Annotated in this window: 20 protein-coding genes; 12 read left to right on the top strand and 8 right to left on the bottom strand. The window is 73.7% G+C overall.

The window, feature by feature from the left end; genetic code table 11:
- Window positions 1-214: 214 nt before the first annotated feature.
- Window positions 215-1246 (top strand): hypothetical protein, encoded by a 1032-nt coding sequence (locus FHS22_RS12870; RefSeq protein ID WP_184941396.1) that lies wholly within the window; start codon window positions 215-217, stop codon window positions 1244-1246.
- Window positions 1247-1730: 484 nt separating this feature from the next.
- On the opposite strand, the gene FHS22_RS12865 is transcribed toward FHS22_RS12870, so the two are convergent.
- The 4 genes from FHS22_RS12865 to FHS22_RS12850 form a co-directional block, all read right to left on the bottom strand.
- Entirely contained in the window at window positions 1731-2081 is a 351-nt protein-coding gene (locus tag FHS22_RS12865) for a hypothetical protein (RefSeq protein WP_184941395.1), read from the bottom strand.
- Window positions 2082-2264: 183 nt separating this feature from the next.
- Entirely contained in the window at window positions 2265-2471 is a 207-nt protein-coding gene (locus FHS22_RS12860; protein WP_184941393.1) for a tautomerase family protein, read from the bottom strand.
- 27 nt (window positions 2472-2498) lie between these two features.
- Window positions 2499-2777, bottom strand: coding sequence for a hypothetical protein (locus tag FHS22_RS12855; RefSeq protein WP_184941391.1), 279 nt, complete (start codon window positions 2775-2777; stop codon window positions 2499-2501).
- A complete protein-coding gene (locus FHS22_RS12850) occupies window positions 2777-3511 on the bottom strand; it encodes an SDR family oxidoreductase (RefSeq protein ID WP_184941389.1) in 735 nt (244 codons plus the stop codon). The genes FHS22_RS12855 and FHS22_RS12850 overlap by 1 nt, the downstream gene beginning before the upstream one ends.
- A gap of 109 nt (window positions 3512-3620) precedes the next feature.
- Here FHS22_RS12850 and FHS22_RS12845 point away from each other — a divergent pair, with 109 nt between their 5' ends.
- Both FHS22_RS12845 and FHS22_RS12840 read left to right on the top strand, forming a co-directional pair.
- Complete coding sequence (locus FHS22_RS12845; RefSeq protein ID WP_184941387.1) at window positions 3621-4316, top strand: TetR/AcrR family transcriptional regulator; 696 nt, start codon at window positions 3621-3623, stop codon at window positions 4314-4316.
- 702 nt (window positions 4317-5018) lie between these two features.
- Window positions 5019-5972 (top strand): NAD(P)-dependent alcohol dehydrogenase, encoded by a 954-nt coding sequence (locus tag FHS22_RS12840; RefSeq protein WP_184941386.1) that lies wholly within the window; start codon window positions 5019-5021, stop codon window positions 5970-5972.
- Window positions 5973-6062: 90 nt separating this feature from the next.
- On the opposite strand, the gene FHS22_RS39215 is transcribed toward FHS22_RS12840, so the two are convergent.
- Window positions 6063-8666 carry a CHAT domain-containing protein gene (locus tag FHS22_RS39215; RefSeq protein WP_184941384.1) on the bottom strand — a complete coding sequence of 868 codons (2604 nt, stop codon included), beginning with the start codon at window positions 8664-8666 and terminating at the stop codon, window positions 6063-6065.
- Window positions 8667-8754: 88 nt separating this feature from the next.
- Here FHS22_RS39215 and FHS22_RS37300 point away from each other — a divergent pair, with 88 nt between their 5' ends.
- The 7 genes from FHS22_RS37300 to FHS22_RS12805 all read left to right on the top strand — a co-directional run bounded on the left by FHS22_RS37300 (window position 8755) and on the right by FHS22_RS12805 (window position 14134).
- The gene (locus FHS22_RS37300; protein WP_221473584.1) at window positions 8755-10185 is read left to right on the top strand and encodes a S8/S53 family peptidase; all 1431 of its coding nucleotides are present in this window, start codon (window positions 8755-8757) and stop codon (window positions 10183-10185) included.
- 59 nt (window positions 10186-10244) lie between these two features.
- Window positions 10245-10820, top strand: a complete 576-nt coding sequence (locus FHS22_RS37295) for a sigma-70 family RNA polymerase sigma factor (RefSeq protein WP_221473583.1) — start codon at window positions 10245-10247, stop codon at window positions 10818-10820.
- Window positions 10817-11278, top strand: a complete 462-nt coding sequence (locus FHS22_RS12825) for a hypothetical protein (protein ID WP_184941383.1) — start codon at window positions 10817-10819, stop codon at window positions 11276-11278. Before FHS22_RS37295 ends, FHS22_RS12825 begins: the two co-directional genes overlap by 4 nt.
- A gap of 160 nt (window positions 11279-11438) precedes the next feature.
- A complete protein-coding gene (gene moaA / locus FHS22_RS12820) occupies window positions 11439-12428 on the top strand; it encodes a GTP 3',8-cyclase MoaA (protein WP_184941381.1) in 990 nt (329 codons plus the stop codon).
- A 122-nt stretch (window positions 12429-12550) separates the two neighbouring features.
- Window positions 12551-13219, top strand: coding sequence for a GAP family protein (locus FHS22_RS12815; RefSeq protein ID WP_184941379.1), 669 nt, complete (start codon window positions 12551-12553; stop codon window positions 13217-13219).
- A 49-nt stretch (window positions 13220-13268) separates the two neighbouring features.
- A complete protein-coding gene (gene mobA / locus FHS22_RS12810; protein ID WP_184941378.1) occupies window positions 13269-13880 on the top strand; it encodes a molybdenum cofactor guanylyltransferase in 612 nt (203 codons plus the stop codon).
- Window positions 13881-13882: 2 nt separating this feature from the next.
- Complete coding sequence (locus tag FHS22_RS12805; protein WP_338047741.1) at window positions 13883-14134, top strand: DUF6457 domain-containing protein; 252 nt, start codon at window positions 13883-13885, stop codon at window positions 14132-14134.
- Between the two features lie 215 nt (window positions 14135-14349).
- On the opposite strand, the gene FHS22_RS12800 is transcribed toward FHS22_RS12805, so the two are convergent.
- Window positions 14350-14637, bottom strand: a complete 288-nt coding sequence (locus tag FHS22_RS12800; protein ID WP_338047728.1) for a DUF3099 domain-containing protein — start codon at window positions 14635-14637, stop codon at window positions 14350-14352.
- A gap of 98 nt (window positions 14638-14735) precedes the next feature.
- On the opposite strand from FHS22_RS12800, the gene FHS22_RS12795 reads away from it, so the two are divergent.
- Window positions 14736-14948, top strand: a complete 213-nt coding sequence (locus FHS22_RS12795) for a dodecin (RefSeq protein WP_184941372.1) — start codon at window positions 14736-14738, stop codon at window positions 14946-14948.
- 75 nt (window positions 14949-15023) lie between these two features.
- The gene (locus tag FHS22_RS12790; protein ID WP_184941371.1) at window positions 15024-16118 is read left to right on the top strand and encodes a linear amide C-N hydrolase; all 1095 of its coding nucleotides are present in this window, start codon (window positions 15024-15026) and stop codon (window positions 16116-16118) included.
- 61 nt (window positions 16119-16179) lie between these two features.
- On the opposite strand, the gene FHS22_RS12785 is transcribed toward FHS22_RS12790, so the two are convergent.
- Both FHS22_RS12785 and FHS22_RS12780 read right to left on the bottom strand, forming a co-directional pair.
- Window positions 16180-17547 (bottom strand): metallopeptidase TldD-related protein, encoded by a 1368-nt coding sequence (locus FHS22_RS12785; RefSeq protein ID WP_184941677.1) that lies wholly within the window; start codon window positions 17545-17547, stop codon window positions 16180-16182.
- 53 nt (window positions 17548-17600) lie between these two features.
- Window positions 17601-19100, bottom strand: a complete 1500-nt coding sequence (locus FHS22_RS12780) for a TldD/PmbA family protein (RefSeq protein ID WP_184941369.1) — start codon at window positions 19098-19100, stop codon at window positions 17601-17603.
- Between the last annotated feature and the right edge of the window lie 9 nt (window positions 19101-19109).

Genomic DNA, 19109 nt, shown 5'->3' with positions numbered 1-19109 from the left:
CCGCAGGGCCGACCTGCGGGGAGCACCCGCGCACGGGCGGAGCCGCGCCGGTGGTGGATCCGGAGTGACCGCGGCATTCGGAAGGCGAGCAGGCGGCCGGCCGCTGCATGCGGCACCCGGCGTGGCTGAGGGAGTCCTCAGCGTCCCTCAGCGAAATCAAAGGGCCGGGGGAGCAGACTTTCAAGGTCTTCCTCTCCAGCCCGCGGAGGTCCGCATGAGGAGCCGTCCCGACGACCACACGGCCGCGCCGTCGATCAGATGGTGGCGGCGGTGGGGGTCGTGGCCGGGGAGCACCGCGAGCGGGGCGGCCGCCGTGTACGGCTGCGTGCTGCTGGTGGCCGCGCTCACGGGGTACCGCTCGTTCCTCGGCGTCACGGACCTCGGCCTGCCCGACGTCACGTGGCCGGGCGCGGCGGTGCTGCTCACCGGGTCCGTGGTCGCAGCCGCCACCGTACGCCCCTGGGGCGTACGAGTGCCGCCCGGTGCCGTGTCGGCCGGCGCGTGGGGCGTGGCGGCGCTGGCCCTGACAGGCAGCTGCTGGGTGCTGCTCAACCTGATCCAGCTGGTCCTGACCGGCACCGTCACCGACCGCCACGGCAACAGCGACTGGGTGACCTTCGCCGAGCGGTTGTGCCTGGCCGTCGTGGGAGCCCTGTTCGTGGCCACCGCGCTGGCGCATGCCCGCCGCAGCGCCGGGGTCTGTCCCCGGTGCGGCCGGGCCCATTCACCACAGGTGGCGGGCCGGCGGCATCCCGTGCCGCACGCGGCGCCCCCCGCGGTGCGGCGGATCGCCTACGCCGGCTGCTGCGCGTTCCTTCCCTACCTCACCCTGCACGCCCTCGGCGCGGCCGGTGTCCCCGGAATCGAGCCCGGCGGATTCCGGCCGACCTGGTCCATGGTGCTGGCGGGAGTCTGCGGCGTCGGACTCGCCGTGTTCCTGCTGCTGGGACTCGTCCGGCCGTGGGGCATGGTCTTCCCCCGCTGGACGCTGTGGCTGGCGGGTCGGCGGGTGCCCCGGTTCCTGCCGCTGGCACCGGTCTGGCTGCTCGCCCCGACCCTCGCCCTGTACGGCACCGGAAGCGGGGTCCTCGCCGGCGCGGGCATCCTGGGCGACGGCCTGTTCGGCATCGGCGGAGCGGCATCGCTGGCGTTCGGCGGATACGGCTGGGCGCTGGCCATCGCCGCCGTCTCCTACCAGTCCCGGACCCGGCCCGTATGCGTCCCAAGGGAAGCGATCGCCCCCTGACAGAACCGGAGGATCACGCAAAGCCGCCGTGCACGGCCATGCCGCCGCATGGAGGGCCAGGGAACTGCGGGGTTATTCCTCAGAAGGCACGGGAAAGTCCGCCTGAGCAGGACGCGCCCCGCGCAACGGATGCGGTTAACGGAACTCCCAAGAGCGTCTGAGAGCGTCTCACCCCAGTCGGGGGTGGGGCCGAGTACGGGCTCCCAGACGCTCAGGGACGCGCTCGGGCCCCTCCTTGGGGATCATGACCCGATCCGGGATCACCACGCGCGTGTGATCCTCCCCTCCGGAGGGACGGGCGAGCGCCCCGAGGGCGGTTCCGGCCAGATGCCGACCGGTACCGCTCACCCGATGAATCTACGATGTAAAGCCTCTGTCCGTGATCTGCAATCACGAGGCCGCCCGCTGGATTGCGCGCGGTCCACGGCCGCTCCCCTCCTGATGGGCAACAGCCCGGTGAGCCGTACGCGGCCACGCCGCGTTCTCAGCCGGAGATCTCCGCGGCGAGGGCGGCTGCCCGTGCGGTCCACCGCGCGCCAAGGACCGGATGCGGTGCCTCTGATGTGAAAACCAGCGCCAGCATCACGGCCGCATCCAGCCGGTAGAGCGCGAACGCGGGCCCGGCGGCGAGCTCGGCCGCGCCCTGATCGACGTGCGGGTCGTTGACGTCGCGAGAGAAGCGGCCGTGCGGCACGCGCACCGCCAGCGGTTCGCCGTCCGGGCCGTGCATGCGCAGCACGGTGAAGTCCAGGCCTCGGGCGATCGTCTCGTCGTAGCGCAGGCCGCGGTCCAGGCAGAAGGATCGCCACTCGGCCGTCGTGGTCGGAGCCGTCATCGTGTGTTCATCGTCTCACCGCGCGTGATCCATGGTGTTCGCGGAACTTCCGTGTCCGGGCACTCTGCGCTGGTGGCCTCCGGGCCCGGTGCCTGACGGCGCCGGCCACCCTGCCGGGTCCGCCGTACCTGCATCTCGATGTGCGGGGCCGGGCCGTGAGAGTGGCCCGGCCCTTGGGGCGGGTCAGCTACGGCCGAGCATCTCGGCGGTGAGGATGCCGCCACCGAGGCCCCAGCCGCCATCGGGGACCTCCTCGAGGAGGACCAGGGTGGTCGCCCTGGCGCGCTCGCCGTACACGGCGGCGTAGGCGTCGGTGACGGCGTCGATGAGCTTCTTCTTGGACTCGGGGGTCAGGGTGTCGGCGGGGACCTTGAGGTTGGCGAACGGCATGATGATCACCTTTCGTGTGGTGGTGGTTCAGAGCGAGGCGGTCGAGGACGGTGCGGTCGGCCCGTGGGGTGCGAGGACGTTGACGTCGTGGCCGGCGGCGACGTCCTCGGCCGTGAACGCCCCGGCGGAGCCCAGGGCCGTGTGCTCCGCGTTGCGGGCGATGTCGGTGCGGACGTGCCGGTCCAGGACGTGCCGGTCCAGGACGGTGCCGACGGCGTGCCCGCCTCGTGCCGGGGCCGCAGCCGTCGGCCGGCCGGAGCCGCTGGAGGCCCCGGTGACGGCGATGGCCTGTCTCACGGCGGCCATCAGATGATCCCGCCGTTCGCGCGCACGACCTGCCCGTTGATCCAGTGCCCGGCCGGGCTCGCCAGGAAGCAGACGACCTCGGCGATGTCCTCGGGGGTGCCGAGCCGCTCCAGCGGCGGCTGCTCGGCGAGCCGCCGGATCGTCGCCTCGTCCTTGCCGTCCAGGAACAGTTCGGTGGCGGTCGGGCCGGGCGCGACGGCGTTGACCGTGATGTTCCGTCCGCGCAGCTCCCGGGCGAGCACCAGCGTCATCGCCTCGACGGCGCCCTTGCTCGCGGCGTACGCCCCGTAGGCGGGGAACTGCAGACCGACCACGGAGGTGGACAGGTTGACGATCGCGCCTCCGGCTCGCACGCGGCGCGCGGCTTCCCGGGCCATCACGAACGCGCCGCGGATGTTGGTGCGGTGCAGGGCGTCCAGCTCGTCCAGGTCGAGGTCGGCGATCGGGGACAGCGACATCCGCCCCGCCGAGTTGACGACCACGTCGACCCCGCCGAAGGACTCCTCCGCCGCGTCGAACATCGCCGCGACGGCGCCCTCGTCGGCCACGTCGGCCTGGACCGGGACCGCCCGGCCACCGGACGCCGTGATCTCCTCGACCACCTGCGCCGCGGCGGAGGCCGCCCCCTGGAACCCCACCACGACCGCACGGCCGCGCGCCGCCAGCGCCACCGCGATCGCCTTGCCTATCCCGCGGGAGCCGCCGCTGACGACGGCCACACGCTGATCACTCATGGAAAACCCCTTGGCCTTATCGCCGATACGGATTGTCCGTATCGATGTTACGTCACGACGGTAGCACAGCTTCGTACCATCGCTAGCCTCTGGCGGTATCATTGATCGCATGGCAGAGACGGACCCGCTCCGAGCGGCGATGATCGAGGCCGCGGAGCGGCAACTGGCGTCGTCCTCGGACCACGAGATCGCGACACGCGCGGTCTGCGAGGCGGTCGGCGTGAGCCAGCCCGTGCTCTACCGGTTGTTCGGTGACAAGCGCGGGCTGCTCGACGCCGTCGCCGACCACGGGTACGAGCGGTACGCCGCGCTCAAGGCCGCCCAGGAGCGGACCGGCGACCCGGTCGCCGACCTGCACGCCGGCTGGGACGGCCACATGGCGTTCGCGCAGGCGAACCCGGCCCTCTACCAGCTGATGTTCACTCCGCGGCCGTGGTCGCACTCGACGGCGCGAGATCGCGTGACGGACCTGCTGGTGGCGGCGCTCACACGGTGCGCCGCGGCGGGCGCGCTGAAGCTCGAGCCGCGGGCCGCCGCCCAGCTGATCTTGTCAGCGAACATCGGGACCGCCCTGGACCACATCGCCAGACCGGCCCTGTTCGAGGACCCCGCGCCGTCCCGCCGCATGCGCGACGCCGTGTTCTCGCACGTGCTCACCGAGACGTCCGCCCGGCAGGACGCCGACCCTCTGCGGACCGCCGCCCTGCGCCTCCGCGCACAACTCCAGCTCGGCGGTATCGAGGCCCTCGAACCGGTCGAAACCGCTCTCCTGCAGCGATGGCTCGAGCGCATCGCACAGCCCTGACCAGGTGAGCGATCGAGTCTCCCGGGACCGCTGGATCCGTGGCGTCGCCGCCCGGAACCTGCTGCCGGCCTTCTGTGCGGCAGCGATGGAGGAGCGGATCCGCGCGGTCGGCGGGCGGGCCGCCTCGGCGTCCAGTGATACGGCGGGGCCGCTCTCCACTCCTTCGGCGTGCGCCCGGGCGTCCCGGTGGAGGAGGTCCGGGGCCGCGGGCTCGGCCGGAAGGGCACGGCCCGGTGCCGTACGGCCCGCACCTGCTGCATAGGCGATCGCCTGTGCGGCAACGCGCCGGGTCTTCGGCGTCCAGGGCGTTTCCGCCTCGGATGCGTTCCATGGGCCGGTGCGTATGCCCTGCCGTCTGAAGCGCCCGCATGAAACGACCCGGGGTGGGCGGCGACGGCTTTCTCCGCGTGGGAGAGCGCGACCGCCCGACGACCTCCTGCGCCGGGCGCCACGGCGCGGCCGCCCGTGCATGTAAATAAATTTTGACGTTGTGTCTATCCTGCTTTACATTGGTCGATGTCAGCTTTGTTTTACATGAGGAGCGGGCGCGGCCTTCGCCGCATTACGCCGCTTCCGGACCGTCGACACCGTCCACCCGGCGTTCGCGCCGTCCTCGGCGCTCGGCTCGTCTGCCGGGATCACGGCCTGCCGCGATTCCGGACATGGTGAAGCCGGGTACCCCGACACCGAAGGAGACCCCTCATGAAGGCGATCGTCCAGGACGAGTACGGCCCGCCGCACACGATGAGCCTCGGCGAGGTCCCGATCCCGGTGCCCGGCGCCGGCGATGTGCTGATCCGGGTGCACGCGGCCGGCGTCGACTACGGCGTATGGCACGTCATGACCGGGCTGCCGCTCGTCGGCCGCCTCGGCCTCGGCCTGCGCCGGCCCCGTAACCGCGTGCCGGGCATGGACGCGGCCGGCGTCGTGGAGTCCGTCGGCGCCAACGTGACCGCGCTCCGCCCCGGCGACGAGGTGTACGGCGCGGCGACCGGCGCGTACGCGCAGTTCGCGCTCGCCCGCCCGGGCAGGCTCGCCCGCAAGCCCGCCAACCTGAGCTTCACCGAAGCGGCGGCCGTACCCGTGTCAGGGGTGACCGCGCTGCGGGCCGTCGGCCGGATCACCGCCGGCGAGAAGGTGCTGGTCATCGGCGCCGGCGGCGGAGTGGGCAGCTTCGCGACGCAGCTCGCCGTCGCCGGCGGCGCCCGCGTCACCGCCGTGTGCAGCACGGCCAAGGCCGGCCTCGTCCGGTCGCTGGGCGCCCAGGCCGTCATCGACTACACGCGCGAGCCGCTCACCGGGACGTATGATGTGATCATCGACATCGCGGGCATCCGGCCGCTGGCCCTGCTGCGCGGGCTGCTCGCCGAGCGCGGCCGGCTCGTCATCGTCGGCGGCGAGGGCGGCGGCCGGTGGTTCGGCGGGCTCGGCCGGATGCTGGCCGTCCGGCTGATCACCCCGTTCACGCGCCAGCGCCTGGACGCGCTGATCGCGCTGACCCGCACCGCCGACCTGAACGTGCTGCGCGACCTCATCGAGGCCGGGGCCGTGCGACCGGCCGTCGGGCGCACGTACTGCCTGGCGGAGGCCTCCACCGCGGTGGGCGACCTGGCGGCGGGCAACGCGCCCGGAAAGCTCGTCATCACGGTTGATTGACCCCGGGGCGCCGGGATCGGCACCCTGCGGATACCGGAACACCACCGGCCCGCCCGAACGGTAGTGACGGGCCGACCCGGCAGGACAGCGCTAGGCCGCGCCGATCGCGGAGAAGGCCCACCCGGTCGCCTGGTGGACGGCGTCCCGCGGCAGCGCCCGCCGCGCCTCGAGAAGGGCCTCGGCCATCGTCCGCCCGGTCCGCATCCCCTCGTGCAGGGCCAGCATCAGCGGCACCACGGCCTCGTCGTTGACGGGGACGCAGCTCGCCACGATCCCCGCGGTGCCCAGCGGCAGCAGCGCCGTGGCGAGGCCGAGCAGCTCCTCCGCCCCGACCGGGGCCAGCCGGCCGGAATCGCAGCTCGACAGGACGATCCGGTACGGGCTCCGGTGCATGCGCTCGAAGTCGTGCACGATGAGCGGCCCGTCGTCCATGCGGAGCGAGGAGAACATCGGGTTGTCGGCGCGGAAGTCGCCGTGCGCGGCGACGTGGGCGAGCAGGCAGCCGTCGATCGCCCGGAGTACGGCGGGCACCGACGCCGTGCCGTCCTCCAGCACGGTCGCCTCGCCGTACCGGCCCGCCAGCAGGGGCACCTCCGCGCCGCCCGTCGCCAGCCCGGGACCGCGGACGAGCACCGGCGGGCCCGCCGGGGGCGGTTCGGTCTCGCGGGCGCGGAGCCAGCCGCCCGCGGACGGGGACACGCTGAGCGCGCGCTCCCGCAGCGCGGGCAGGAGCGCCCACGGCACGCCGTGCAGCCTGCCGGGCGGGACCATCACGAGCGGCCCCGTCCCGAGGTGCCGCACGGCGGAGCCGAGCAGGATCTCCTCGAGCCGGCGGCCACCGGCTTCGAGGGCGGCGAGCCGGTCGGCGGCTCCCGGGTGGGCGAGCCGCCGGAGCCCGGCGCGTACGTGGTCGGCCTCGGCCATCGCGTCGGCGAGCCGTCCCGCCGGGAACCTGCGCACCCGTCCGCGGCCGCAGAGCAGGACGTGCAGCTCGCCGTCGACCGCGACGAGCTCGACCAGCCGGCCGTCCCCGAGCCGGTCGAGCAGCCGCCGCACGTCGAGCCGGCGCCCGCCGCCCTCTCCCGCGCCGCGCATGTGGAGGGTCGTGGCGCGGATCTCCCTTTCGAGGCGGCGCCGCTCGCGCTCCAGCGCGGGGACCGGCGCACCCGCCGACCGTGCGGCCTCCGCCCGGCCGGTTATCTCCCGGAAGGCGGTGATGTCCCGCAGCAGCGCGGGGTCCGCGGGAGGGCGGACGGGGGGAACGGCCAGTACGGTGGCCCGCCACCGCTCGCTCCAGACCAGCAGCCGCCGCGGGGAGCCCGACCGCAGGCTCGCCCGCTGGGCCAGCGCCGCCAGCTCCGCCCCCTGCGCGGTCGCCCGGGCCCGCAGTTCGGAGGCGCCCAGCGTCATCCGGTGCTCGTCGAGCAGGTCCAGGCCGCGCCGGCAGGCGTCCAGCACGCCCCTGCCGGATCCCGCGGCCTCGGCCCGGAGCGCCTGCGCCGCCCACCCGCCGGCCCGGGCGAACGCCGGCCCCCTGAACCGCCCGCGCGCGGCGGCGGCCAGGTGGCGCTCGGCGTCGGCCGCCCATCCCAGGGCGAGAGCCGTACGGCCGGCGAGCAGTGAGGCCTCCACGGCGCTCGGGGAGCCCAGCTCCGACAGCCGCGCCGCCACCGCGGCGGCGTCCCCCATCAGCCGTCCCGAGAGCCGCCCGCCGGCGGCACGGGCCTCGGCGAGCACCAGACGGGCGTGGGCCTCCCACCACGGGCGGCGCTGGCTGGCGAACAGGCGGACGGCCGCCGCCGCCCGCGCGACCGCCGCCTCCGCGTCTCCCGCGGCGGTCGCCGCGCGCGCGGCGGTGAGCAGGAGCTCGGCCCTGCGTGTGGTCTGCCCGCCGATGCCGTCCAGGGCGGCCGTCGCGGCGTCGGCCTCGTCGAGGGCCTCACGCGCGAGCCCCGCCGCCATGAGGACCTCGCAGCGGCGGATGCTCAGCATGAACATCGGCGTGCCGAGCGCCGTGTAGCGCCGGGAGGCCTCGTCGAGCAGGCGCAGCGCCGTCGGGACGTCCCCGGAGCGGAAGGCCGCCAGCCCCCGGCTCTCGACGGCGTCGGCCTTGTCGTGCTCCTGGCCGGTGGTGGCCCACAGGCGCTCCGCGCCGTCGAAGTCGGCCGCGGCCCGCTCGACCGAGCCCATCGCCAGGTGGACCGTGGCGCGGAGGGTGAGCGCGCGGGCCGTCCAGACCACGTCGCCGGCCTGGCGCAGCACGGGCGTGGCCCGCCTCAGGTCCCGCAGCGCCTCCCGGTGGCGCCCGAGGACCCACCAGACGTAGCCGCGCCGGAACAGCACCCGGGCGAGCGTGGCACCGGTGCCCCGCTCGACCGCCCGCTCCAGCGTCTCCAGCCCGCGCCGCGTCCTCCCCGCGTGCACGAGGGCCGCGCCGAGGGTCGCGAGCACGTCGGCCTCCCGGTCGGAGGAGCCGGAGCGGGCCGCCAGGTCGCGGGCGCGCCGCAGGTGGCCGAGCGCGGCGTGCAGATCGCCGAAGTCCCGTTCCCAGATTCCCAGGACCTGGTGGGCGACCGAGGCGTCGTGGGCCGTGGGCCCGCCCTCCAGCACGGCCCGCGCCCTCGACACCGCCTCCCGCGGGCGGGCGAAGACGAGGGGGAGCAGGTCGAGGATCGGCGGGCTTCCCCGGGTCACGGATCGATGTTAGAGGTGGGGAGGTGTATCAGCCAGGGACCGCGGGACTCTGACTGACGACCGATCCGCTCCCCTGGAGGACCACGCCATGGCGCCCGACAGATTCCGGGAACAGTTCGACCAGATCCAGCAGGCGATGCCCGACATCCCCCTCGCCGCCGGTCCGGACGACGCCCCCGACTTCCTCTACGAGAAGGGCCATGTCCTGGCCCTCGACGGGCAGGACGCCCGTCTCGTCGTCGACGCCGTCACCGACAGGTTCCGGGAGACGCCCGGCAGGGAGGAGGCGGTGCGCCGGGTCGGGCCCGAGGACAATCCGGGCGGCGTCTCCCGGATCCAGGTCGGGGATCCGTCCGCGGGCGACCGGTGGAGCGACCGGAACGTGTCGGACGCCCTGCGGGCCCTGCGCCGGCTGGAGGACCGGGCGGGCCGCCGGCTGGTGAGCCGCAACCACGTGGTGTCGATCGCCGTGAACTGCTGCCCGGGCGACGAGCCGGTGCCGGTGCCGCCCGCGCTGCCTCCCAATCCCGCGGTGGCCCGGGGCGCCCTGCCCGCGGACGGCGCGGTGTCCGTCCTGGTGGTCGACACCGGCCTCGTGCACGACTACCGGGCCCACTGGTGGGAGGAGCACGCCACCGGCGACCTGAGGCAGGCGGAGACCGGCCCGGGAGGCGTCCTCAAGCAGTACGTCGGCCACGGCACGTTCATCGCCGGGCTGGTCGCCGCGGTGGCGCCCAGCGCGAGGATCACCGTCCGGAACACGCTCCACGACGCCGGCGCCATCCGCGAGCACGAGCTCGGGGAGAAGCTGTTCGAAGCGGTGGAGCAGGGGTGGCCCGACATCATCAGCCTCTCCGCCGGGACGCCGAACGGATGCCACCGCACCCTCAAGGGGCTGGAGCCGTTCATGGAGGCCCTGCGCGCGCAGCCGCGGACGCTGCTGGTGGCCGCCGCGGGGAACAACGCGAGCGCCTCGCCGTTCTGGCCGGCCGCCTATGCCGCGCTGCCGGGGTACGAGGACGCGGTGGTGTCGGTGGGAGCGCTGCGGAGCGACGGAGAGGCCGGGGCCTGCTTCAGCAACCACGGGCCGTGGGTCACGGTGTACGCGCCCGGGGAGCGCCTGACCGGCTCCTTCACCGGGACGCGGGACCCCGTGCCCTACACCTACCAGCACTCGACCTTCGACCGGTGCCGGTACGGCTTCTCCTACGCCTGCACCTGCCGGTACCCCGAGCACGTCGGCGAGCTCAGCGAGGAGCGCCTCCCTACGCCGGCCAGGGTGGAGACGGCCCTGTTCGACGGCCTGGCGCAGTGGAGCGGCACCTCTTTCGCCACCCCTCTGGTGGTCGCCATGATCGCGGACTACATGACGGCGAACAAGGAGACCGGCCCCCGGGCCGCCGCGAGGGAGCTCCTCGCGGCCGACACGGGGCGCGCCGAGGTCCGCGGAGCCTGCGTGCCCGCCCTCCGGCCGCCCACCTGGCACCCGACTCCGGTGGTGAGGCTGCCTCGTTCCTGACCCTCCTGCGCGCCGCTTCCGTGACGTACTATGACCTCCCGGACACGAAGGGTGGCGCCGTGGACCGCGACTCGGTCGGCAGGCTCTTCCAGGCGGCCGCCGACGGAGACGCGGCGGCCTGGAAAGCGCTGGTGGAAGGCCTGAGCCCGCTGGTCTGGTCCGTCGTCCGCGCGCACGGCCTGGCCGAGGCCGACGGGCACGAGGTCTACCAGACCACCTGGTTCCGGCTGGCGCAGCACCTGCGGCGCATCCGCGAGCCCGACGGCGTGGGGTCCTGGCTGGCCAGCACGGCCCGGCACGAGTGCCTGAAGGTGATCCGATCGGCGCGCCGTCTCTCGCCCACCGACGACCCGGAGATCCTCGACCGGGCCGGTGACGGCCGGACGCCGGAGCAGGCGGTGATCGACTCGGAGGAGGCGGAGGCCGAGGCGGAGCGGATCCGGCAGGTCTGGGCGGCGTTCCAGGAGCTCGGAGAGAACTGCAGGCGGCTGCTGCGCGTGCTGATGGCCTCGCCGCCGCCCAGTTACCGGGAGGTGTCGGCGGCGCTGGGCATCGCCGTCGGGAGCATCGGCCCGATCCGGCAGCGCTGCCTGCGGCGGCTCCGTGCCCGTCTGGCCGAAAGGGGCGTGCGGTGAACGGCGGGGAGACGCCCGGCGGGGGCCGGGCCGGGGACGACGCGATCGAGGACGTGCTCCGCCATGCCGCCGGGATCATCGACCCGGTGCCCGCGCACCTGCTCCAGGCGGCGGTCGAGGCGTACGCGCTGGCCTCGATCGAGGCCGAGCTGGCCGAACTGGTCTTCGACTCCCTGACCCAGTCGGCGCCCGTCCGCGGGACGGACCGGCCGCGGCTGCTCACCTTCCGGGGAAACGGGCTCACGCTCGACCTGGAGATCACGGCCGGGCGCCTCGTGGGCCAGCTGCTCCCACCCCAGCCCGCGGAGATCGAGCTGCTGGGAGGCCGGTCGCCGGCGGCGGCGCTCACGGCCGACGCCGCGGGCCGCTTCGTCTGCGACCGGGTGGCCGCCGGCCCGTTCAGCCTGCACTGCCGGGCCGGCGGAGCCGTGATCACCACCGAGTGGCTCACCGTGTGACCGCCGCCCGCGGCGCGCGGGCGGCCGGGCTGGAGGATCGGACGAGGAATCATCCACCGGGCTGAGCTGTTGTCAGCGGATGGAACGTATGTTTGGGCGAGACCGGGAGACGGCCTTAGGCTGGCCCCCTGTCAGGTCCGATGGATGGAGGGGACGCCTCGTGTTGCAGGACTCGTTCGGGCGGGTGGCGACCGATCTCCGGGTCTCCCTTACGGACCGGTGCAACCTGCGCTGTTCGTACTGCATGCCGCCCGAGGGGCTCGACTGGCTGCCCAAGCCGGAGCTGCTGACCGCCGAGGAGATCGTCAGGCTGGTGGGCATCGGGGTGGAGCGGCTGGGCATCACCGAGGTCCGCTACACCGGCGGTGAGCCGCTGCTCCGCCGCGAGCTGGTCGAGATCGTGGCCCGCACCGTCGCCCTCGCCCCAGCGCCCCAGGTCTCGCTGACCACCAACGGCATCGGACTGGCCCGGCTGGCCGCCCCGCTCGCCGAGGCGGGTCTGCACCGGGTCAACGTCTCGCTCGACACCCTCGACCGTGAGACGTTCAAGAAGCTCGCCCACCGCGACCGGCTGGCCGACGTCCTGGACGGCCTGGCCGCCGCCGACGCCGCCGGACTCCGGCCGGTCAAGGTCAACTCGGTGCTGATGCGCGGGATCAACGACCACGAGGCCGTCGGGCTGCTCGGCTACTGCCTGGAGCGGGGATACGAGCTGCGCTTCATCGAGCAGATGCCACTGGACGCCCAGCACGGCTGGCGCCGGGAGAACATGATCACGGCCGACGAGATCCTCGTGACGCTGAAGGACGCCTTCGACCTCACAGACGCCGACCCGGCCGAGCGCGGCAGTGCCCCCGCCGAGCTGTTCCTCGTCGACGGCGGCCCGGCCAGGGTCGGCGTGATCGGCTCGGTCACCCGGCCGTTCTGCGGCGCCTGCGACCGGGTACGGCTCACCGCCGACGGCCAGATCCGCAACTGCCTGTTCGCGACCGACGAGTCCGACCTGCGGGGGGCGATGCGCGCGGGCGCCTCCGACGACGAGCTCGCCGAGCGCTGGACGGCCGCCGTCCGGACCAAGAAGGCCGGGCACGGCATCGACGATCCGTCGTTCCTGCAGCCGTCCCGCCCGATGTCCGCCATCGGCGGCTAGAGGCCGTTCCACGGATCGCGGTCACGCCGGGGGACCGCCTGCCGTACTACACACAAAGGCGTACGGCAGGTCGGGCCCTGGGAAGGAGGCGTCCGCCGCCCGGGGTACCGCATGATCGGAGCATGTCTGTCGGACTGCTCCTCGGGCTGGCGGCCCTCGCCCTCGTCGACAGCACCAGCTTCGGCACCCTGGGAGTGCCGCTCGTCCTCCTCCTCACCGGCGGACGCGGCACCACCGGCCGCCTGCTGGTCTACCTCGCCGCGATCGCCGGCTTCTACTTCCTGGTCGGCGTCGGCCTCATGCTCGGCCTCGACGCCCTGCTGACCACCTTCCACGACGCCCTCCACAGCCGCACCGCCTCCTGGGTCCAGCTGGCCGCCGGCGTGGGTCTCTCCGCGCTGAGCTGGCGGTTCGACTCCAAGAAGCGCGACTACAAGCCGCTGTGGGAGCCGCGGCCCGGCGGCCGCGGAGCCATGCTGCTGCTCGCGCTCACCGCCGGGGTGGTGGAGGTCGCCACCATGGTCCCCTACCTCGCCGCCATCGGCCTCCTCACCAAGGCCGGTCTGCCCTCCGCGCTGTGGCTTCCCGTGCTCGCCGCCTACGTCGCGGTCATGGTCCTTCCCGCGCTGGCCCTCATGGGCGTCCGCGCCGTCGCGGGCGGGCGGCTGGAGAGCAGGCTCGAAAGGTTGCGCGCATGGCTGCTCAAGAACTCCGCGTCGGCGGTCGGCTGGGCGATGGGCATCGTCGGAGTCATGCTGGCCCTGGACGCGGTATCCCATCTGCAGCGCTAGGGTCCGTCCGGTGCGGGGTGCGGCCCGCCCTGCGGCTAGCCTCGGATGCATGAGCGGCTACGACGCGCTGATCCTCGCCGGCGGGCGGGCCTCCCGGCTCGGCGGGCGGGACAAGCCAGGCATGGCGGTCGGCGGTGTGCCGATGATCGAGCGGGTCGCGGAGGCCGTGCGGGAGGCCGGTCGGCTCATCGTGGTGGGCCCCCCGAGGACCGGGCCGGACCGTGCGCTCTTCGTCCGGGAGGACCCGCCGGGAGGCGGTCCGGTCCCCGCCCTGCGGGCCGGACTGGCCGAGGTGACGGCGCCGTGGACGGTGCTGCTCGCCGCGGATCTGCCGCTCCTGACCGCCGGGCACGTCGCGGCCCTGCTCGGCGCGGCGGGAGCCGGAGGCGGGCCGGCTGACGCGGGCGGGTCCGGTAGCGCGGGCGGGGCGGGCGGGTCCGGTGCGGCGGGTGCGGTGCTCGTCGACGACGGCGGGCGGATGCAGTGGCTGGCCGGAGCCTGGCGTACGGCGGTGCTCGCCGGCGCGCTCGCCGGCTACCGGGGGCGGTCGCTGCACGGCCTGCTCGGCCCGCTCGACCCGGTCCCGCTCCACCTGGCCGGGGAGCCGTGGTTCGATTGCGACACGGTGGACGATCTGGAGCATGTGAGGAGCAGGAGTTGAACGTGCTGGCGGAGTGGACCGCGCTGGTGTGCGAGGAGCTCGGCATCGACCCGGCGAAGGTGGACCGGGACATGCTGCTCGACCTGACCAAGGACGTCGCCCACGGCGTGGCCCGCCCGGCCGCGCCGCTGACGGCCTACCTCCTGGGCCTGGCGCAGGGGGCGGGAACGGCCCCGCCCGACGCGGTGGAGCGGCTGGTCAGGATGGCGGGCAACTGGGAGCGGGCGACCACCGAGACGCTGGGCGACACGTAGGCCACGTGGGCCGGGCGTCGGCAGGGGCCGGGGGCGATAGGCGCCGCGATCGGCTGGAGAAAAGGGCGACGCCGGGTGGTTACGGGGGCAAACCACCCGGCGCCGCTTCATCGGCGTTCCGACGGGGGCCCGGAACGCCGGCACGTGCCCCGACGGGGGACCAGGGCACTTTCTAAAGCGTACACCTACAACCCCTGAGATGCGTCAAGACTTAGTCACGACCCGATCTCGCGTCGGTGCAGCGGGATCTCGTTCTGTCCGTTCCCGGTCATGCCCGGGTCGGCGGGAGCCCCGCGCCGGGGGGCGTTGGCTCCGATCACGGCAACGTACGGCAAAAACACGGCACCGGCGAAGAGCAGGATCTTCACGGGCATGGGAGCGGGCACGGTGAAGGCGAGGACCAGGCAGAGCAGCCGGATCCCCATCTTGATCAGGTAGTTCCGCTCGCGCCTGCCGATGTCCTCGCTCAGCGAGGGCCGGGCGTCGGTCACCTGGTGAACCACCGGACTTCTGTGCCACCCCTTCACACTTTCCACCGTAGACCTCTGATCGATCGGCCGCGAACGGTCATGCGCTCCTGGCTTCCGGGTAAGGAGAGAACATGACAGATCGAACGTATCGGGTGACCGAGATAGTCGGCACGTCGGGTGAGAGCCTCGAGACGGCCATCCGCAACGGGATCCGCCGAGCCTCCCAGACCCTGCGCCACCTCGACTGGTTCGAGGTGACCGAGGTCCGCGGCCACATCGTCGACGGCGAGATCGGCCACTTCCAGGTCGGCATGAAGGTCGGCTTCCGCCTCGAGGACGGCTGACCGGACCGGCTGATCCGGACGGGGCCGTGGCCTCCGATCTGTACGGCGGGGCGGCCGGACGGCAGACTGGTCCCCATGGAGGGTTTCCGCCGGAGGGTGTGGGCCGTGCCGGTCGCGGTGGCCGTGCTGCTGGGCGCCGGTTGCTCCGAACCCGTCACCCGCGACGCCGCGCCGGCCCGGACGGAGGCCGTACCGGCCCAGGGCCCCGTCCCCGCGCAGAGCCCCGCTCCCGCGCAGAGCCAGGCCGCGCCGCACGGGCCGCCCCTGACCCAGAGCGCCGCGGAGATCCGGCGGACGGTCGGGAGCCTGCGCCGGGTGGACGACCTGCCGCTGTACGAGATGACCTTCCACGGCTCCTACGACCCCGAGGCGCCGCTCACCGAGGAGGAACTCGCCGCCCCGGCCGGTGCCTGGGCGTGCTCGCTGTTCGCGCTGCCCGCGGCCCGGCCGGGAGACCGGCCCCTGTTCGGGCGGAACTTCGACTGGGGCCCCCATCCGGCGATGGTCGTGCACGCGGACCCGCCCGGCGGCCACGCCTCGGTCTCCATCGCGGACCTGTTCTACACGCTCGGCAGCACGGCGCCGCCCGACCTGTCCGACCCGGTCACCCGCCGGCGGATGGCCCACGCCGTGCTCCTGCCCTTCGACGGGGTCAACGAAAAGGGGCTGGCCGTCGGCATGGCGCAGGTCCCCGAAGGCGGCGTCCCGCCCGGATCGGCCGACCGGCCCGACGTCGGGAGCGTGCGGATCATCCGGCTGATGCTCGACCGGGCCGCCACCGTGGACGAGGCCGTGGCGATCATGCGCCGCTACGACGTCGACTTCGGCTCCGACCCGCAGCTCCACTACCTGATCGCCGACGCCGCCGGCAGGTCCGCCGTCGTCGAGTACGCCCGGGGCCGGATGAACGTCATCGAGGACCGCGTGCTGACCAACTTCACCATGACCGGCACCGGGAAGCCGGCGCGCACGGCCGACAACCGCTACCGCGAGCTGGACGCGGGCCTCGCCGGGGCGCGGACCTGGCGGGACGGGATGGAACTGCTCCGGCGGGTGGCCCAGGGCCACACCCGCTGGTCGGTCGTCTACGACCTCGCCGACGGCACCGCCCGCGTGGTGACCGGCAAGCGCTGGGAACGGGTGCACACCATTCCGCTCCGCCGGGGATGACCGGGGGAGCGGGGGAGCGGGGGAGCGGGGACCGCCGGGCGACGGCCCCCGCCCACGGGCGTCAGTTCGCCTGGCTGACCGTCGACATGTTGAAGTCCGGCACCCGGACCGCGGGCATGACCGTGCGGGTGAAGTAGTCGTTCCACTCGCGCGGCAGGGTCTGCTCGCCCGCCCCGACCTCGGTGACGCGGCCGAGCAGGTCCACCGGGCTCTCGTTGAAACGGAAGTTGTTGACCTCCCCGACGACCTCGCCGTTCTCCACCAGGTAGACGCCGTCGCGGGTCAGCCCGGTGAGCAGCAGGGTCTGCGGGTCGACCTCGCGGATGTACCACAGGCAGGTGAGCAGCAGCCCCCGCTCGGTCGAGGCGATCATCTCCTCCAGGGACCTCCCGCCGTCCGGCCCTTCCATGACCAGGTTGTCGATCGCGGGGGTCGCGGGCAGCGCGGTCAGCTCGGCCGAGTGCCGGGTCTGGACCAGGCGCGCCAGCGTGCCGTCGGCGATCCAGTCGGTCGGCGCGAGCGGCAGGCCGTTGTCGAAGACCGAGCTCTGCCGGCTGGAGGCGTGCGCGACCACGAACGGCGCGGACGCGATGCCCGCGGCGGCCGGGTCGCTGTACAGCCGGAGCGGGACGGAGGAGAGCCGCTCCCCGACCCGGGTGCCGCCGCCGGGCTTGGAGAAGACGGTGCGGCCCTCCAGGGCGTCCCTGGCCCCGGCCGTCCAGTACATGTAGATCATCAGGTCGGCCACGGCACTCGGCGGGAGCAGCGTCTCGTACCGGCCCGCGGGCAGGTCGATCCGGTTCTTCGCCCACTCCAGCCGCCGGGCCAGCGAGGCGTCCAGCGCCGTCACGTCCACGTCGGTGAAGTCGCGGGTGGCCACCCCGGTCCAGGCCGAGCGCTTCATGTCGGGCGACTTGGCGTTCAGCTCCAGGCGGCCGGTGGGCTGGGTGTGCCGGAGCCGGGCTCCGGTGGAGGTGCCCACGAAGGTCGTGGTGACGATGTGCTCGGCGAAGCCGTACAGCCTGCGCCCGCCCGCCTCGGCGGCGGCGAAGGCCTCGCCCAGCGCGGGGGCGAAGGAGCCGAAGACCCCGATCGCGGTGGGCTCGGCGGGGACGTCCCAGTCGGCGGAGACGGTGCCGGGGACCAGCGGCCGGGCGTCCTCCGACGGCTGGGCGTCCTCGGCGGCGTGGTCGGCCGCGGCCACGATGTCGGCGAGCTGGTCGGGGCGGACCGCCGCCCGCGAGACCACGCCCACGCCCCGGCCGACGATCGAGATCACGGTCAGCTGGGAGGAACGGGCGACGCCGTTGGTGGTGAGGGTGTTGCCCGCGAACCGCAGGTTGGCGCTGGAGCCCTCGTCCACGATGACGACGGTGTCGTCGGCCGTGGACAGCTCCAGGGCCTTCTCGATCATCTCCTGGGGAGTCATACCGCTCCTCGTCGAGGCGTTGGCCGGAGTGCTCTGCTTGTCGTCCCGCTCGCTCACTTCCCGCCCTCCTGCACGGTGTTGAGGACGCGGACGCCGCGGAAGAGCGCCGACGGGCAGCCGTGGCTGACCGGGGCGACCTGGCCGGGCTGGCCCTTGCCGCAGTTGAACGCGCCGCCCAGCACGTAGGTCTGCGGGCCGCCGACGGCCTCCATCGAGCGCCAGAAGTCGGTCGTGGTCGCCTGGTAGGCGACGTCGCGCAGCTGCCCGGCCAGCCGGCCGTCCTCGATGCGGTAGAACCGCTGCCCGGTGAACTGGAAGTTGTAGCGCTGCATGTCGATCGACCAGCTCTTGTCGCCCACGATGTAGACGCCGCGCTCCACCCGGGAGATCAGCTTCTCGGTCGAGGGGCCGTCCGGCGCGGGCTGCAGCGAGACGTTGGCCATGCGCTGGATCGGCATGTGACCGGGGGAGTCGGCGAAGGCGCAGCCGTTGGACGCGCCCAGGCCCTTCATCAGGGCCATGCGCCGGTCGAGCTGGTAGCCGGTCAGGATGCCGCCGGAGACGATGTCGAACTCCCGGGTGGCCACGCCCTCGTCGTCGTAGCCGACGGTGGCCAGGCCGTGCTCGACCGTGCGGTCGCCGGTCACGTTCATCACCGGCGAGCCGTACACCAGGCTGCCCAGCTGGTCGAAGGTGGCGAAGCTGGTCCCGGCGTAGGCCGCCTCGTAGCCGAGGGCGCGGTCGAGCTCGGTGGCGTGCCCGATCGACTCGTGGATCGTCAGCCAGAGGTTGGACGGGTCGACGACCAGGTCGTAGACGCCCGCCTCGACGGAGGGGGCCTTGAGCTTCTCGGCCAGCAGCTCGGGGAGGGAGGCGAGCTCGGCGGGGAAGTCCCAGCCGGTCCCGGTGAGGTACTCGTACCCCCGGCCGACCGGCGGGGCGATCGTGCGCATCGAGTCGAACAGTCCGCCCTCGACCCGCATGACCTCCAGCACCGGGTGCAGGCGCACCCGCTGCTGGGTGGTGGAGGTGCCGGCCGTGTCGGCGTAGAACTTCTGCTCCTTGACCTGCATCAGCGAGGCCTGGACGTGGTCCACCCGCGGGTCCTTCAGCAGCCCGGCCGACCAGTCGGCCAGCAGCGCGACCTTCTCGGGAAGCGGCACGTCGAACGGGTCGACCTCGTAGGACGAGACCCAGGTGACAGCGGAGTGGACCGGCTCGGGGGCCAGCTCGATGGGCTCGCGGTTGACGGCCGCGGAGATGACGGCCACCTCGACCGCCTGCTCGGCCACCTTCGCCGCGGCCTCCGGGGTGAGCTCGATGCCTGCGGCGAAGCCCCAGGTGCCGTTCTTGACGACCCGTACGGCATAGCCGAGGTCGTCGGCGTCGATGGAGCCCTCGAGCTTGGCGTCCGACAGACGCAGGGTCTCCGCGCGGACGCGTTCGAGCCGGAAGTCGGCATGCTCGGCACCGAGGTCACGGGCACGCTGCAGGGCCGCGTCCGCCATCCGCCTCATGGGCAGAGCGAGGAAGTCGGGATCGATCTGGCGCATGTCGACGAT

The sequence above is a fragment of the Thiemannella venezuelensis genome (assembly GCF_014203605.1).
In the GTDB taxonomy this organism is placed as follows: Bacteria; Actinomycetota; Actinomycetes; order Streptosporangiales; family Streptosporangiaceae; genus Planomonospora_A; species Planomonospora_A venezuelensis.
This window is presented reverse-complemented; position numbering and strand designations above follow the sequence as displayed.